This window comes from Nocardia yunnanensis (assembly GCF_003626895.1).
GTDB classification, from domain to species: Bacteria; Actinomycetota; Actinomycetes; order Mycobacteriales; family Mycobacteriaceae; genus Nocardia; species Nocardia yunnanensis.
Genome location: NZ_CP032568.1, coordinates 7,124,864 through 7,139,670, shown reverse-complemented (window position 1 = coordinate 7,139,670; position 14,807 = coordinate 7,124,864). Strand labels below are relative to the sequence as shown.

Annotated in this window: 11 protein-coding genes and 2 pseudogenes; 8 read left to right on the top strand and 5 right to left on the bottom strand. The window is 68.1% G+C overall.

The features are described from left to right. Positions 1–38 precede the first annotated feature (38 nt). Genes D7D52_RS33390 through D7D52_RS33380 form a run of 3 tightly spaced genes read left to right on the top strand, consistent with a single transcriptional unit; the run spans position 39 to position 4,240 of the window. Positions 39–1,223 carry an acetyl-CoA C-acyltransferase gene (locus D7D52_RS33390; protein ID WP_120742830.1) on the top strand — a complete coding sequence of 395 codons (1,185 nt, stop codon included), beginning with the start codon at positions 39–41 and terminating at the stop codon, positions 1,221–1,223. Positions 1,224–1,270: 47 nt separating this feature from the next. Next, positions 1,271–2,992, top strand: a complete 1,722-nt coding sequence (locus D7D52_RS33385; RefSeq protein WP_120742828.1) for a class I adenylate-forming enzyme family protein — start codon at positions 1,271–1,273, stop codon at positions 2,990–2,992. Positions 2,993–3,016: 24 nt separating this feature from the next. Continuing rightward, on the top strand, positions 3,017–4,240 hold the full coding sequence (locus D7D52_RS33380; protein ID WP_120742825.1) for an acetyl-CoA acetyltransferase: 1,224 nt from the start codon (positions 3,017–3,019) through the stop codon (positions 4,238–4,240). Between the two features lie 3 nt (positions 4,241–4,243). On the opposite strand, the gene ilvD is transcribed toward D7D52_RS33380, so the two are convergent. Then, a complete protein-coding gene (gene ilvD / locus D7D52_RS33375) occupies positions 4,244–6,097 on the bottom strand; it encodes a dihydroxy-acid dehydratase (protein ID WP_187703070.1) in 1,854 nt (617 codons plus the stop codon). 115 nt (positions 6,098–6,212) lie between these two features. On the opposite strand from ilvD, the gene D7D52_RS33370 reads away from it, so the two are divergent. Together D7D52_RS33370 and D7D52_RS33365 are read left to right on the top strand one after the other, a co-directional pair. Beyond that, positions 6,213–6,800, top strand: coding sequence for a TetR/AcrR family transcriptional regulator (locus tag D7D52_RS33370; RefSeq protein ID WP_120742822.1), 588 nt, complete (start codon positions 6,213–6,215; stop codon positions 6,798–6,800). Between the two features lie 69 nt (positions 6,801–6,869). Further along, on the top strand, positions 6,870–7,166 hold the full coding sequence (locus D7D52_RS33365) for a putative quinol monooxygenase (RefSeq protein WP_162958721.1): 297 nt from the start codon (positions 6,870–6,872) through the stop codon (positions 7,164–7,166). A gap of 110 nt (positions 7,167–7,276) precedes the next feature. Here D7D52_RS33365 and D7D52_RS33360 read toward each other — a convergent pair whose 3' ends face one another. Beyond that, positions 7,277–8,071 carry an Rpn family recombination-promoting nuclease/putative transposase gene (locus D7D52_RS33360; protein WP_162958720.1) on the bottom strand — a complete coding sequence of 265 codons (795 nt, stop codon included), beginning with the start codon at positions 8,069–8,071 and terminating at the stop codon, positions 7,277–7,279. A 319-nt stretch (positions 8,072–8,390) separates the two neighbouring features. Between D7D52_RS33360 and D7D52_RS38255 the strand changes: the two genes are divergently transcribed. Beyond that, complete coding sequence (locus D7D52_RS38255) at positions 8,391–8,918, top strand: hypothetical protein (RefSeq protein WP_162958719.1); 528 nt, start codon at positions 8,391–8,393, stop codon at positions 8,916–8,918. A 136-nt stretch (positions 8,919–9,054) separates the two neighbouring features. Here the strand turns inward: D7D52_RS38255 and D7D52_RS33350 are convergent. Further along, a pseudogene (locus D7D52_RS33350) lies at positions 9,055–9,269 on the bottom strand (transposase family protein); the annotation flags it as partial. 15 nt (positions 9,270–9,284) lie between these two features. On the opposite strand from D7D52_RS33350, the gene D7D52_RS33345 reads away from it, so the two are divergent. Both D7D52_RS33345 and D7D52_RS39630 read left to right on the top strand, forming a co-directional pair. Then, positions 9,285–9,560: a transposase family protein gene (locus D7D52_RS33345; protein WP_246023484.1), complete on the top strand. Its 276-nt coding sequence runs from the start codon at positions 9,285–9,287 to the stop codon at positions 9,558–9,560. A gap of 139 nt (positions 9,561–9,699) precedes the next feature. After that, positions 9,700–10,752, top strand: a complete 1,053-nt coding sequence (locus D7D52_RS39630) for an NADP-dependent oxidoreductase (protein ID WP_120742814.1) — start codon at positions 9,700–9,702, stop codon at positions 10,750–10,752. Positions 10,753–10,915: 163 nt separating this feature from the next. On the opposite strand, the pseudogene D7D52_RS33335 reads toward D7D52_RS39630, so the two are convergent. Together D7D52_RS33335 and D7D52_RS33330 are read right to left on the bottom strand one after the other, a co-directional pair. Next, positions 10,916–11,767, bottom strand: a pseudogene (locus tag D7D52_RS33335) (LysR family transcriptional regulator); the annotation flags it as partial. A gap of 156 nt (positions 11,768–11,923) precedes the next feature. Beyond that, the gene (locus D7D52_RS33330; protein WP_120742810.1) at positions 11,924–14,629 is read right to left on the bottom strand and encodes a helix-turn-helix transcriptional regulator; all 2,706 of its coding nucleotides are present in this window, start codon (positions 14,627–14,629) and stop codon (positions 11,924–11,926) included. Positions 14,630–14,807: the final 178 nt, after the last annotated feature.

Here is a 14,807-nt window from a genome sequence, read left to right as displayed (position 1 = left end):
CTGTCTCCGGTCGCGGAGTTTCCGAATCGGAGGACGCCGTGAGTGACGCCTACATCTACGACGCGGTCCGGTTGCCGCGGGGCCGCGTCCGCCGGGGCGGGGGGACATTGGCGGAGGTCCCGCCGTACGAACTGTTCGGGCAGTTGCTGACGGCGCTCGAGGAGCGCGGATGCCCGCCGGAGGCCGTGGACGACGTGCTGGTCGGGGTGAGCACCGCGGTGGGGGAGCAGGGCGGCGATGTGGGCCGTGCCGCGCTGCTGTGGGCGGGATGGCCGGATTCGGTTCCGGGCGCGGTGGTTTCGCGGCTGTGCTGTTCGGGACTGGACGCGGTGGAGGGGGCGGCCGCCCGGGTCGCGGCGGGATTCGCGGATCTGGTGATCGCCGGTGGTGTGGAATCCATGTCGCGGGTGCCGATGCTGTCGGATCGGCCCGCCATCGCCGAGGACGCGGATCTGGGGGAGCGGACCGGGTTCGTGACCATCGGGGTATCGGCCGATCTGACCGCCGCCGCGGCCGGCATCACCCGCGCGGAGCTGGATGCCTACGCGGTGCGCTCGCACCGGAAGGCCAGTGCCGCAACGGCTTCGGAGTCGGTGATACCGGTGCGCAAGGGCGGGTCGGTGGTGCTGGCCGCCGACGAGGGCGCGCGACCCGACGCCTGCGTGTCCGCTTTCGCGTCGCTGCCGACGCTGTTCGCGTCCGACCCCTCCTGGGAACGGGTGGCGCGCCGGCTTCCCGGCACGCCGCGACCGGTCGGCGGCCTCCACACCCTCGCGACCGCACCGCAACTCGCGGACGGGGCATCGGCGCTGCTGGTCGGCAATCGCTGGGCGGAGGACATTCTCGATCGGCGGCCGATCGCCCAGATCGTGGGCACCGCGCAGACGGCGGTGCGCTCACCGCTGCTGACCGCGCCGATGAGCGCGGCGCGGGTGGCCCTGAACCGGGCCGGGATCTCGGCCGCCCGGCTGGACGTGGTCGAGGTGAACGAATCGTTCGCGGTGACGCCGATGCTGCTGGCGCGCGGGCTCGGAGTCGATGCGGCGCGGGTGAATCCCGCCGGTGGCGCGCTGGCCGTCGGGCATCCGCTCGGGGCGACCGGCGGCATTCTCGTCACCCAGGCGCTCGACGAACTGCAGCGGCGTGACGGCGAATACGCGCTCGTCACGATTCCCGCGGCGCTCGGATTGGGATCGGCGCTCGTGCTTCGCCGCGTCACCTGACCGTCCCTTTCGCCATTCCTGCCGAACCCACTCACCAGAGGATCACGATGGTCGAAACATCCTCCGCCACACCGGTCGCGGGCCGGCGCGTCGAAACCTGTCACCCCGAGGAGACCGCGCGCGGATACCTGGAACGCGGCTGGTGGCAGCCGGAGACGATCCCCGAGGTGTTCGCGCAGCGGGTCGCGGCGGCTCCCGATGCGGCGGCGATCAGCGATCCGGCGAATCTCGCCGAGCTGACCGGGGCGCGACCGCGCACGCTGAGCTGGCGCGAGCTCGACGATCAGGTCATCGATATCGCGGCGGTGCTGTGGCGCACAGGGATTCGGCAGGGCTCGACCGTGGCGGTGCAGGTGCCGAACTCCATCGCGTTGACCGCGACGTATCTGGCGTTGTGGCGGTTGGGTGCGGTGGCGACGCCCATGCCGGTGTCGTATCGGCGGCACGAGGTGTCGGGCATCGTGGCGGCCACCGCGGCGGAGGCTCTGATTACCGTTGGGGTGCTGGGTGATCGGGAACTCGCAGGCGAGGCGCTGGCGGTCGGGGAGGGCACGCTGCCGGTCTTCGCGTTCGGTCCCAGGGTTCCCGACGGTGTGGAGTCCATCGGGTATCCGGTCGACATCGCGGTGCGAGAAAGCGTGCAGGAGTACATCTCCGGGCTCTCGGTCACCGTCAACGATCGCGTCACCGTCTGCTGGACCAGCGGCACCGAGGCCGCGCCCAAGGGTGTGCCACGCTGTCACGGCGACTGGCTGGCCGTGGCGGGCGGGGTGCAGGACGGGCTCGGCTTCACACCGGAATCCGTGGTGCTCAATCCGTTTCCCATGGTCAATATGGCCGGGTTCGCGGGCTCGTTCCTGCCGTGGCTGCTCGGCGGCGGGCATCTCGTACAGCATCAGCCGCTGGATCTGCCGGTGTTCTTCCGTCAGATCGCCGACCATCGGGTGACGCACACGACCATGCCGCCCGCCCTGCTCACCATGCTGCTGCGGAACGACGAGCTGCGGGCGAAGGCCGATCTGTCGTCGCTGCGCACGGTCGGCTCGGGTGGGGCGCCGCTGCCGCCGCCGGTGGTGGCGCGCTGGCAGGAGGCGCTGGGGATCCAGGTCGTCAACTTCTTCGGGTCCAACGAGGGCGTGAGCCTGCTCGGCGCGCCCGCCGACATCCCGGATCCGGCCGTACGCGCCCAGCATCTGCCGCATTACGGCGCGGCCGGGGTCCGGTGGACGACGCGGCTGGCGGAGCGGACCGCGGTGAAACTGGTCGATGTCGTGAGCGGGGAGACGGTCACCGAGATCGGCGGGCGCGGGGAGCTGCGGATGCGGGGGCCCGCCGTGTTCGGGGGCTACCTGCCGGGCACCGCCACTGCCGATCCGTTCGACGACGAGGGATACCTGTGCAGCGGTGACGTGTTCGAGCTGTGCGGGGACGGCGGGCGGTATCTGCGGTTCGTGGACCGGGTGAAGGAGATCATCATTCGCGGCGGGATGAATATCGCGCCCGCGGAGATCGAAGGACTGCTGTCGGATCATCCCGCCGTCGCGGAGGTGGCGGTGGTCGGGTATCCGGACGCTGTTCTCGGCGAAAAGTGCTGTGCCGTCGTCGTTCCCGCAGCCGGGGCGGCGGTGACGCTGGAGGATCTCGTCGCGCATCTGAAGGCGCGCGAGGTCGCGTCGTTCAAGCTGCCCGAGCGGTTGGAGCTCACCGACACGCTGCCGCGCAATCCGGTCGGCAAGCTGCTGCGCCGTGAGATTCGCGCTCGACTCTGAAAACCATCGACCGCAGGAGGACTCGTGTCCGTGCACATTCTGGGCGGGGCCCAAACCGATTTCGCCGTCAACTGGCATCGCGCCGGGCTGGGGTTCGACGAGCTGGTGCGCAGCGTGCTGGACGACACGCTGTCGGCCACGCGGCTCGATCCGGCCGAGATCGAAGTCGTTCACGTGGGCAATGCCTTCGGCCAATTGTTCACCGGCCAAGGGCATCTCGGCGGCATGCCCGCCACCGTGCACCCGGAGCTGTGGGGTGTTCCGGCCGCCCGGCACGAGGCGGCGTGTGCTTCCGGCAGTATGGCCGCCCTCGCCGCCATGGCGGACCTGGAGTCCGGGCGGTACGACTGTGCGCTGGTGCTCGGGGCCGAGCTGGAGAAGACGGTGCCGGGGGCGCAGGCCGCCGCCTACATGGGCGCCGCGGCGTGGGCGGGACACGAGGCGCTGGACACCGATTTCGTCTGGCCCACCCAATTCGCCGCCATCGCTGAGGAATACGACCGCCGGTACGGGCTGGATCCCGAGCATCTGCGGGCGATCTCCGCGCTCAATATCACCAATGCGCGGCTGAATCCGCAGGCGCAAACGCGCGGATGGAGTTATACGGACGCGAGTTTCGGCGCTGACGATGCCGCCAATCCGCCGGTCGCCGGTGTGCTGCGCCGCCAGGACTGTAGCCAGATGACCGACGGGGCCGCGGCCGTGATTCTGGTGTCGGACCGGTTCCTGCTGCGGCGCAGCGACATTCGCGATGCCGATACCGCCGTCATCTCGGGCTGGGGTCACCGCACCGCCGGTTTACCGCTGGCCGAGAAGTTCCGTCGCTCGGCCACGGAGACGCATGTGTTCCCGCATGTCCGCGGGGCGGTGCTCGACGCGCTGTCGCGTGCGCGGGTATCCGACATTCACGATCTGGACGGGATCGAGGTGCACGACTGCTTCTCCATGTCGGAGTACGTGGCCATCGACCACCTCGGCCTGACCGCGCCCGGCGAGAGCTGGAAGGCCGTCGAATCCGGGACCATCGCACGCGACGGTGCGCTGCCGATCAATCCGGGCGGCGGGCTGCTGGGAATCGGCCACCCGGTCGGCGCCACCGGCGTGCGCATGCTGCTGGACGCGTACCGGCAGGTCACCGACCAGGCGGGCGACTGTCAGCTGCCGGGGGCGCGCCGCTACGGCACCCTCAATATCGGTGGCAGCACCACGACCGTCGCGAGCTTCGTGGTCGAGGCCGTCACCGGCTGACCGTCAGTCGGGGAGCAGGGACGCGTCGCGGACTGCGCCCTTGTCGGCCGAGGTCGCCAGCAGCGCATAGGTTTTCAGCGCCAGCGAGACCTTGCGGTCACGCTTGCGTGGCCGGTAGCCGCCGTTGGCTTCCAGTTCTGTACGGCGGGTGGCCAATTCGTCGTCGCCGACGTCGACGGACAGGGTGCGCGACGGGATGTCGATGGTGATGGTGTCACCGTCACGCACCAGCGCCAGCGGGCCACCGGCCGCCGCCTCGGGGGAGATGTGGCCGATCGAGCAGCCCGAGGAGCCGCCGGAGAAGCGGCCGTCGGTGATCAGCGCGCACTCGCCCGCCAGACCCAGACCCTTCAGATACGAAGTGGGATAGAGCATTTCCTGCATGCCCGGGCCCCCGCGCGGGCCCTCGTAGCGGATCACCAGGACATCGCCGGACTTGACTCGCTTGGACAGGATCGCCTCGACCGCGTCCTCCTGGGATTCCACCACGACGGCGGGACCGGTGAAAGTGTGCATGTGGGCGGCGACGCCGGCGGACTTCACCACCGCGCCGTCCGGAGACAGGTTGCCGCGCAACACCGCCAGGCCGCCGTCACGCGAATAGGCGTGGGCGGCATCGCGAATGCAGCCCTCGGCGGCGTCCAGATCGAGGGTGTGCCAGCGCTCCGACTGGGAGAACGCTGTCGCCGAACGCTTGCCGCCGGGGGCCGCGTGGAACAGCTCCAGCGCCGCATCGGCGGGGGCGGCGGCGCGGACATCCCAGTCGGCCAGCCAGGCGTCGAGCGAATTCGCGTGCACGGCATGCACATCGCGGTGCAGCAGACCGGCGCGATTCAGTTCGCCCAGCAGTGCCGGGATGCCGCCGGCGCGGTGCACGTCCTCCATCAGATAGTCGCCATTGGGCGCCACCTTGCACAGGCACGGCACCTGCAGCGACATCTTCTCGATATCGGTGAGGTTGTAGTCCAGGCCGGCTTCCTGGGCGGCGGCCAGCAGGTGCAGGACGGTGTTGGTGGAGCCGCCCATGGCGAGGTCCAGGGCCATCGCATTGTCGAAAGCCTTGCGGGAGGCGATGTTTCGCGGCAAGACGGAGTCGTCGTCCGCGTCGTAGTAGCGGCGCGTGATGTCCATGACGGTGCGCCCGGCCGCCCGATACAGCTCGGCGCGGGCGGTGTGGGTGGCCAGGGTGGTGCCGTTGCCGGGCAGAGCGAGGCCCAGCGCCTCGGTGAGGCAGTTCATCGAATTGGCGGTGAACATGCCCGCGCAGGAACCGCAGGTGGGGCAGGCGTTCTCCTCGATGCGGGTCAGATCCTCGTCGGAGACGTCGGGGGAGACCGCCTCGGACATGGTGACGATCAGATCCAGGCGGCGGCGCACCGTGCCGTCGACCAGCACCGCGGTGCCGCCCTCCATCGGGCCGCCGGAGACGAAGACCGTCGGGATGTTCAGGCGCATGGCGGCCATCAGCATGCCGGGAGTGATCTTGTCGCAGTTGGAGATACAGACCAGGGCGTCGGCGCAGTGCGCGTTGACCATGTACTCGATGGAATCCGCGATCAGGTCGCGCGAGGGCAGCGAGTACAGCATGCCGCCGTGCCCCATGGCGATCCCGTCGTCCACGGCGATGGTGTTGAACTCGCGCGCGATGCCGCCCGCCTCCCGCACCGCCTCCGACACCATGCGGCCGACCGGCTGCAGATGAGTGTGGCCCGGCACGAACTCGGTGAAGCTGTTCGCGATGGCGATGACGGGCTTGCGGCCGATATCCGCCGACGGCACACCGCTGGCCCGCATGAGCGCGCGCGCCCCCGCCATGTTCCGTCCGTGCGTGACCGTGCGAGAGCGCAACTCGGGCACGATGCCACCTCCCTCTCCGCCATCCGCAACCAGATGGTTGCAACCGTGTGGTTGGAGTTTGCCACAGCGGTGGGTCCATCCGCAACCATGCGGTTGGAGATGGTTGGATGGACCCATGGCGTGGGACACCGAACGAACCAGACGACTGCTGCTCGAGGCGGCCGTACACGAATTCGCCGAACGCGGCCCCGACGGCGCCCGCGTCAACGCCATCGCCACCCGCGCCGGCATCAACAAAGAACGCATCTACCAGTACTTCGGCGACAAACGCGGCCTCTTCGAAGCCGTCCTCACCGACCAGCTCGAACAACTCGCCGCCGCCAGCCCCCTCACCCCCGACACCGCCGGCAACCTAGCCGACTACGCCGCCCACGTCTTCGACTTCCACCGCACCCACCCCCAATTCCTCCGCCTCATGTACTGGGAAGGCCTCCAACCCCAGCCCGGCGAGCTGCCCGCCGAATCCACCCGCGCCTCCCACTACGCCGACAAGGTCGCAGCCCTGGCCGCCGCCCAACGCGCAGGCACCCTCCCCACCGACGTCCCCCCCGGTTACCTCCTCTACGCAGTAGCCGCCCTAGCCGCCTGGTGGTTCGCCGCCCCCCAAGTAGTCCGCATGATCCTAGGCCCCGACACCGACAACCCAGACGCCTTGCGCGCCGCCCTCATCGCCTTGGTGCGACGCCTCGAACAGCGCGATTAAATTAACCGCACCGGCATCCTCATGGTGACGTCGTACGGTAGGGAAAGCCGATGCAGCAGAGGAATTCTCATGGCCATCCGTCACATCATCACCATCCAGGTAGCCCCGGGCCGCGCGGCCGATTTCGCCGACGCCTTCAAACCACTGAAAGCGGCCGCGCAGCAAGAAGAAGGCTGCGAACAATACGACCTGTTCCAAAACCTCGACGCCCCAGACACTCTGCTCATGCTGGAACGCTGGACCAGCCAAGCCCTCCTGGACGAACACACCCACCGCGAACGCACCACCAACGCCGCCCTCATCGAGGCACTGATCGCCCTCTGGGCACCTGGCACCACCCCAAAACTCGAACGCTACGAAGACTGACTCGCCGCACGGCAGTATGCGGCAATTCGGGATTGTCGCCGGCCGCACTGAGCGTGGTATTCGCGCTGGTCCGTACTACCCGAATCTTTGGTGGGCCCGTCTCGCACTGGTTATTCGCCGAAGACTTCTTCGATACTGGTCGCGGTGATCACTCGCGCGGCCCAGGTCCGGAGTTGCGACAGCTCGCCCGAGCGAATGGTGTCCGCCGCTTGGCTGGGTACTTCACCGAATTTCAACGAAAGTTGCTCGATCAGTGTCTCGGCCCGCCCGCGCGCCTCGCCTTCAGCGCGCCCGCGAGCTTCTCCCTCCGCCCGTCCGCGAGCCTCGCCCTCGGCGCGGAGCCGTTCCGCGGTCGTCATGATGACCTCCTTGGCTGCGGGCCCGAGCGTAGGCAGATCCACGGCTGTGAGGTCATCGAGCAGGAACCGGAACCGCGGCAGGTGATCACCCAGCGCGGCACGGGTCGCGGGATCGATGTCAACCAGTTCGGACAGCTCGGTCGGATGGAGCCAAGGCCGTCCCTCGGGACTGGCGTGCACGACCAGAGGAATGATCGCGGGCAGCATTTTCTCGTCGGGATCGTCTCGGATGTACCGATTCCAGATCGCGACCAAGTACTCCATCATGCGCAGCGGCATCATCCGATCCGGCCGGCTCTGATGCTCGACGAGCAGGTAGACGAATGCTTCCTGTCCGTCCAGCCGGGTGCGGAACAAGAGGTCGCTGTAGCGCGAGCGCAGATGCTGCGACACGAAACTGCACGGCTGCAGGGCCAGCATGCCCCAGTCGATGCGGGCTGCGATTTCGGTCGGCAAGACCGCCCGTAGCTCACCGGCGATGTCGGCGGGCCGAGCCAAGACATGGCGGAAGTACGCATCGTGCGGATTCGACGGCGAGTCGGCCATGTCTGGGCAACGTAGTGGACAAGAGAAGCGGCATAGGCGTTTTGGTGATCGGCGAGCGCGACACGCGCGAGGACATGCTGAACTGGCCGAAATCAGTTGGGCTGAGCTGCTTTGCATGAGACGCGGATCCGCTGGTGTCGGCACCTCGCTTGTCGCTCGCGCCGCCAATGCGCTTGGCGCTTACCGCATTCCTACCGATACCTAGACAGATCTACCGACCCATTTCTGGAGCGATTTGGGTGGATCGGCGCAGTACTCTTCGACGATCGAGGATCTGGCGCGCAGAAAGCCGGAACGGAAGGGCGGGTACGAAAACCCAATGGACGCAGCCGATAACGCGAACGCGACGGGGCAGGATCAGCCGTATCAGGGGTACGATGTCTACCCGGGTGGGGCATACGGCGTGCCGGGCTCGTATCCACCTGCGGGACAAGCTCATTATGGCCACGACGCCTACGACTACCAGCCGTACGGCCAACCTTCGCCATATCCTGCGACGATACCCAGCTCAGTCCGTGCGGCACAGATCATCTCGTGGATATTCGGTTCGCTCGGCCTTGTTTTGGCCGTCACCGCCGGCTTCGCGGGCAGACCCGATTTGGCTGGGGCCATTGCTGCAGGCTTCCTTCCCGGATTCTTCTTGGCCCTGTTCGCATTCGGCTACACCGTGAACGGAAACGGGATGCGGATAGCCGCAATCGTGTGCGCCAGCTTCGCAATCCTCTGGGCCATGGGCGGAGCAGCGCAAGGCCTGCCACCCGGCCTCCTCGGCATCGCCGCCGGCATTTCCATCGTCGTACTACTGAGCCGCCGCAGCGCAGCGGCGTGGTTCAAACGCCCCCACTGAACTCAGCGGCTGCCTTGCTACATCCTCACCGCGGCCTACGGTCAGTACCAGTAAGCGGAGTCGGACAGCCCCGACGCGGTACCTGCTTGGTGGCGCCGATACGCCTGCAGATACTCCGCTTTCCACTGAGCCTTTTTCATCCTTGCTGAATGGCGCGGATCTCGCGGGCTTGCAGGACGTGGATGGCTTGGACGAGTTGACCGGTCCGGTGCGGGCAGCAGCGGAGTTTCCGCAGTACCCGCCAGGTTTGAGCTGGGCGTTGGCGCGCTCGCCAGGGCCGCGTAGCTTCGCGTGAGCGCGGTTGAACTGCTTCTGCGATTCCGGCTTGTCCCGGCCCTTGTACGGCGTGAGTGCCGCGGTGGCGCCGTGATATCGACCCTCGCCGACGCCGGATACGACGGCGCCGGGATCGGGGTGCACACCCCGGTCAAACAGCCCAGCGACGGCCGCGACCTCGATATCGACACCCGCACCCGGAACGCTCTGCTACGCGGGCTGCGCTGCCTGGCCGAACGCGGCTTCGCCCTGCTCACCGGACGCTGGCGCGCCCTGCGCCACTTCACCACCAGCCCCGAGAAAATCGGCGACATCGTCAAAGCCGCACTCGTCCTCACCCATTTCGAACACGGCCGACACCAATGAAAGTCGCTGAGATCACCTCAATGTCTCCGCACCATTCGCCGGCGATCTCGCATTCCTGCTGTGGCTGCTGCAGACCGCGCGGCTGACGGCTCCGATCGGTTGGCAGGGTCCGTGGGAGCAGGCCGAACTCGCCGCCGAAATGCTGTTGTTCTCGGCGTATCTCCGGGAAAGCGGTTCTGGAGGTGCGGTCGTGAGAGGCCTGGAAGTACGGCTCGCCTCGCGGCCCGTTGGTGCGGCGGCACCGGAGAATTTCGCGTTCGTCCATGCCGACGTGCCGGAGGTGGACGAGGGGCAGGTCCTCGTTCGCAACACCTGGATGTCGGTCGACCCCTTCACCAGGGAATGGATGCACGCGCAGACATACGGCCCGCGTTTCGAGCTCGACACCGTGCTGTCCGGCGGCGCTGTCGGGGAGGTGATCGCCTCTCGGGTCCCGTCGATCCCGGTCGGCACGACGGTCTCGCACTTCTCCGGATGGCGCGAGTACGCAGTTCTCGACGCTGCCGAGGCCACCCGGATCGACACCGCGCTCGCGCCACCGGAGACCTACCTGGGCGCACTGGGAACCACCGGGCTCACCGCGTACGCCGCGCTGTCCCAAGTCGTCCCCGTCCGTCCCGGCGATGTCGTCTATATCTCCGCCGCCGCGGGTGCGGTCGGAACAGTCGCGGGGCAGCTGGCCCGGCGGCTCGGCGCCGCCAAGGTCATCGGCTCGACCAGCGGGCCGGTCAAGGCCAAGCGGCTGACCGACGACTTCGGGTTCGACGTCGGCATCGACTATCGGGAGGACAGGCTCGTCGAGCAACTCGTCGAGGCCGCGCCCGGCGGCATCGACTCGAGCCTCGATCTTGTCGGCGGCGACCATCTGGCCGCGGCGATCCGCGCGTCGCGGCATGGGGGCCGGATCGGCCTGATCGGTGCGATCAGCACGTACGACGCCACCGGGCCAGTCCCGGGTCCGACGAACCTGTTCAGCGCCTATGCCAAGGAACTCACCTCGCGCGGCCTGCTCATCACCTCATTCTTCGGTCTCGCCGGGGAATGGACAGAGCGGGCGGCGGGCTGGATAGCCGATGGCAGCCTGCGAACCGAGCACACCGTGTTCGACGGCCTCGAACAAGCTCCTGCCGCGTTCCTCTCACTGATGCGCGGCGGCAACGTCGGCAAGATGCTCGTACGCCTCGACAGTTGATCGGATCGGCAGGCAGTGGGGCCCAGTCGATCTCGACTGCGACGGTTCGGTCCGCAGGTCGCAAGCTCACACCGTCGGGCGCGCCGGCCGCCACATCAGGTCTCCGCAGCGAAGGAAATTCGATGCCGGGCGGTGACAACGCGGGCACGATCTCCAGGACAACCTCGGCGAACGTCCGGATACGCGGGTCGGCACCGTCGCGGGTCCGCCAGACCAAGCCATGCTCGACGGGCGGCATGTCGGGAACCTCGATGAAGCGGATGTCGGGGCGCTGATACAGCTGTGGCAGTTGCGCGTCGCCGGGCACGATGGCCCGCCCCGACGCGACCAGTGTCAGCGCCTCCGCATACGTGGTACATGGATCGCGGTGCCTGCCGATCGGCTGTCCGCCGGGAGTCTGCAGCGGCGAGTGGAAATCGATCCAGTAGTCGGGAACCGAATCCGCGATGGCGATGAAAGTCTCACCTGCGAGATCCTCGAACGATACGTGTTCGCGCGCGGCGAGGTGGTGGCGCACGTCCACACAGAGATGCCTGGTGCCGCGCGTCAACACAGGACCGACAGTCAAGTCCGGTTCGTCAACGGGCAGCGCCATAAGTAGCAGGTCGGCGGAGCCATCCCGCAACTGCGCAGCATGGTGGTGCAAATGCGTCTCGACGATGCGGACATCGCAGTTCGGGTTCTGGTGTTCGAACAGGTCGCGAGCGGCATACGCCCAACGCCCGCACTGGCTTCCCATGAAGCCGACCGTGAGTGCGCCGGCCATACCGCGCCCGGCACTTTCGGCGCGGCCGAGCGCAAGCCCGATCGCCTCGTACAGCGGCTGTAGTTCTTCACGTAGCACGTGACCGACCTCGGTCAGTGCAACACGCCTGCTGGTCCGCGCGAACAAGCCCACCCCGAGTCGCCGCTCGATCTTCTTGACCACCTGGGTGACCAGAGCGGGTGACACGTGTAGGCGGGCGGCGGTCCGGCCAAAGTGCAACTCCTCCGCAAGGGTCAGAAATATTTCCATTTCGGCGCGTTCCAGCATTCCGTCGGCTACCTCCCGATCCAACAGCCGATGCGGACGATTCTGCCGGACTTTACAAGTGGCACGATGACGAGAGTCGGTCAGCCTGTTGGTTTGAACGCCGCTCCCTCTCCGAAACCGAGCCGTGGGCATCGCGGGTCAGAAGGATGTGAGGCGGGCGAGTTCGACGCGGTTGGCGACGCCGAGTTTGGGGAAGGCCCGGTAGAGGTGGTGGCCTACGGTTTTCGGGCTGAGGAAGAGTTTGGTGGCGATTTCCTTGTTGGTCGCACCGGCCGCGGCCAGGCGCACCACCTGCAGTTCCTGCGGGGTCAGCGTGGCCGACGCCTTGACGGTGGGCACCTCCGTCCGGGCGCCGCCCTCGCCCGCGGCGCGAAGTTCGGTGCGGGCGTGTGCGGCCCAGGGCGCGGCGCCGAGCCGGTCGAAGATCTCGACCGCGTGGCGCAGCTGGGTCCGGGCTTCGCCGGCGCTGCGTTCGCGGCGTAGCCATTCGCCGTACAGCAGGGCGGTGCGGGCGTGGTCGTACCAGAGTCCCTCGGCGGCTTGCAGTTTCAGGGCTCGGGCGTAGGCGTCGCCGTCGGAGTCCAGCATCGCGCGGGAACGCAGCGCGATGGCTTCGGCGAACGGTGAGCCGAGGGCGGCGGACCAGCGTTCGATCTCGGCCACCGCCACCGCGGCACGTTCGGGCTGATGCGCGCGCACCGCGGCCTCCACCAGATCGCGCAGCAGATGCAGCCAGTGACCGCGGATGCGACCCGGGATGCGGTGCAATGTGTCCAGCCGGTCCAGTGCCGCCTCGTACCGCCCGTACCCGAGATCGAGCAGGCTCAGCGCCCATTCGGCGTGGGTGTAATCGATGAAGTTGTCCTGGCCGACCGCCCGGCGATTGCGTTCGATCAGATCCCGGCACCGCTGCTCGTCACCGCGGATCGCCGCGATGAGCGCGAGGTAGCCTTCGGAGGACGCGATCGCGTTGTGCTGACCGATATCTCGCGCGATCCGTGCGGCCTGGGCCGCCAAATCCTCGGCTTCGCGCACTCGGCCCAGCATGAGTTCCGCCGCGGCCACCGAGACCACGACGGTGGTGAAGAATCCGATCATCCCTTGGTTCTGGGCGCTGTCCATCAGACCCTGCGCCAGGGTGCGGGCGTCCTCGAGATCGCCGATGAGATTGGCCTGATTCACCGCGGCCAGCACCAGTTCGGGATCCTGGGCGCGGTGGCCGACTGCGATGTGGGCCCGTACCACGGCGACACCCTCGGTCAGATCGCCCGAATGCAGTTTCAGCGCACCGTCGATCGCGACGAGCAACGGCGCGAGGTGCTCGGGCGGCAGTTGCAGGGCAGCCAGTTTCGTTCGTGCCGCGACCACCGAGACGGGATCGCCCATGATCCACGACGCGCGAGCCGCCGCGATGAACAGCGGCCCGGCCCGCTCGGGTTCCACCGCGGCAACCGCGTCGGCCGCCGACAGCAGGGAGTCCCGCGCTTTGCGCAGATTGCCCTTGTCGAATTCGATTTTCGCCTGCACCCAACCCAATCGGGCCCGTCCGTCGGGGCCGAGTGGGAGTTGCTCGGCTTGTCGGGCGAGTTGCTCGGCGCGATGGTAGCGGCCGGCGTCGGCGGCCCATTCGGTGGCCAAGATCAAACGGCGGCTGCGGATCTCGCGGTCCGGGGTCAGCAGCGCCGCGCGTTCCATGGCGGCCGAGGCCGCGGAGTAGCCGGATCTGTCCACGGCCCGCACGGCCGCCGATTCCAAGAGCGCGGCGGTCTGTTCGTCCTGCCCCACCGTCGCGGCCGCCAGATGCCAGGCCCGGCGGTCGGGGTCATCGGCGGAGGCCGCGGCCAGCGCGGTGTGGACGGCTTGCCGTTCCAGGAACGACGCACCGTGATAGACGGCCGCCCGCACCAGCGGGTGGCGGAACCGAATCGCCTGCGCGGTCACGTCGATCAGCCCGGAAGCCTCGGCCTCGGTGATCCGGTCCGGGTCGACACCGAGCGCATCCAGCACCCGCAGCACCAGCCGCAGATCACCGGCCGACTCGGCGGCGGCGGCCAGCAGGACGGTCTGCGAGGCATCGGATTGCCCGGCGATCTGCTGCCGGTAGCCGCTGGCCAGCCGATACGGCAGCGGGAGCGGGCCGACGGGCAGCGCGTCCAGATCCATGCGCGGAAGTTCCAGCAGCGCCAACGGGTTTCCCGACGCCTCCCGCAGGATCCGTTCCCGCAGATCGCGACCCAGGCCCGGCCAGCGGTCCGCGAGCAGTTGGTCGGATGCGGGACCGTCCAGCGGCGACACATGCAATTTCGTGATCCCGGGCAGGGCGTCCTCGACCCGGCTCGCGAACAGCATCACGATGCCTTCGGCGCCGAGTCGGCGCGCAGCGAAGCGCAGGGCCTCCGACGAGGCGCGGTCGAGCCATTGCACGTCGTCGATCGTGCACAGCACCGATCGTCCGTCCGCCAATTCGGCCAGCAGCGACAGGGTCGCCAAGCCGACCAGGAAACGATCGACCGGACCCGCCACGACGAGCGATCCGATCGCGGCACGCAGGGCATCGGACTGCGGCTGGGGCAATGCATCCAGCGGCAGCGCGTCGAGGTCGCCGCCGACCGCGGCCAGCAACAGTTCGAGCAGTCCGGCGAAAGGCAGTTCCGACTCGTCTTCGACACCCGCGCAGCGCAAAATCCGGAACGATCCATCGGCCAGTTCCACGGCCCGATCCAGCAGCGCGGTCTTTCCGGTGCCCGGCTCCGCGATGATGCCCAGGGCAGCACTCTGACCGGTACGAGCCAGGCTCAGCAAGGTGCTGAGCCGCCGTTGTTCGAGCTCCCGACCGCACAGCATTCGCCCAAACTATCCGGCGACGCAATGGATCAGCAAACGGAGTCGGTCCCGGCTATCCGGCAAGCACTTAGGACATTTACCCGATAGTGCCCCGTGCCGGTCGTCCATACAGTCGGATGCCTTGCCGGACATCGATGCCGGTAACCGGTGTCGCTACTTGCCGTGCCGAATACCTGGA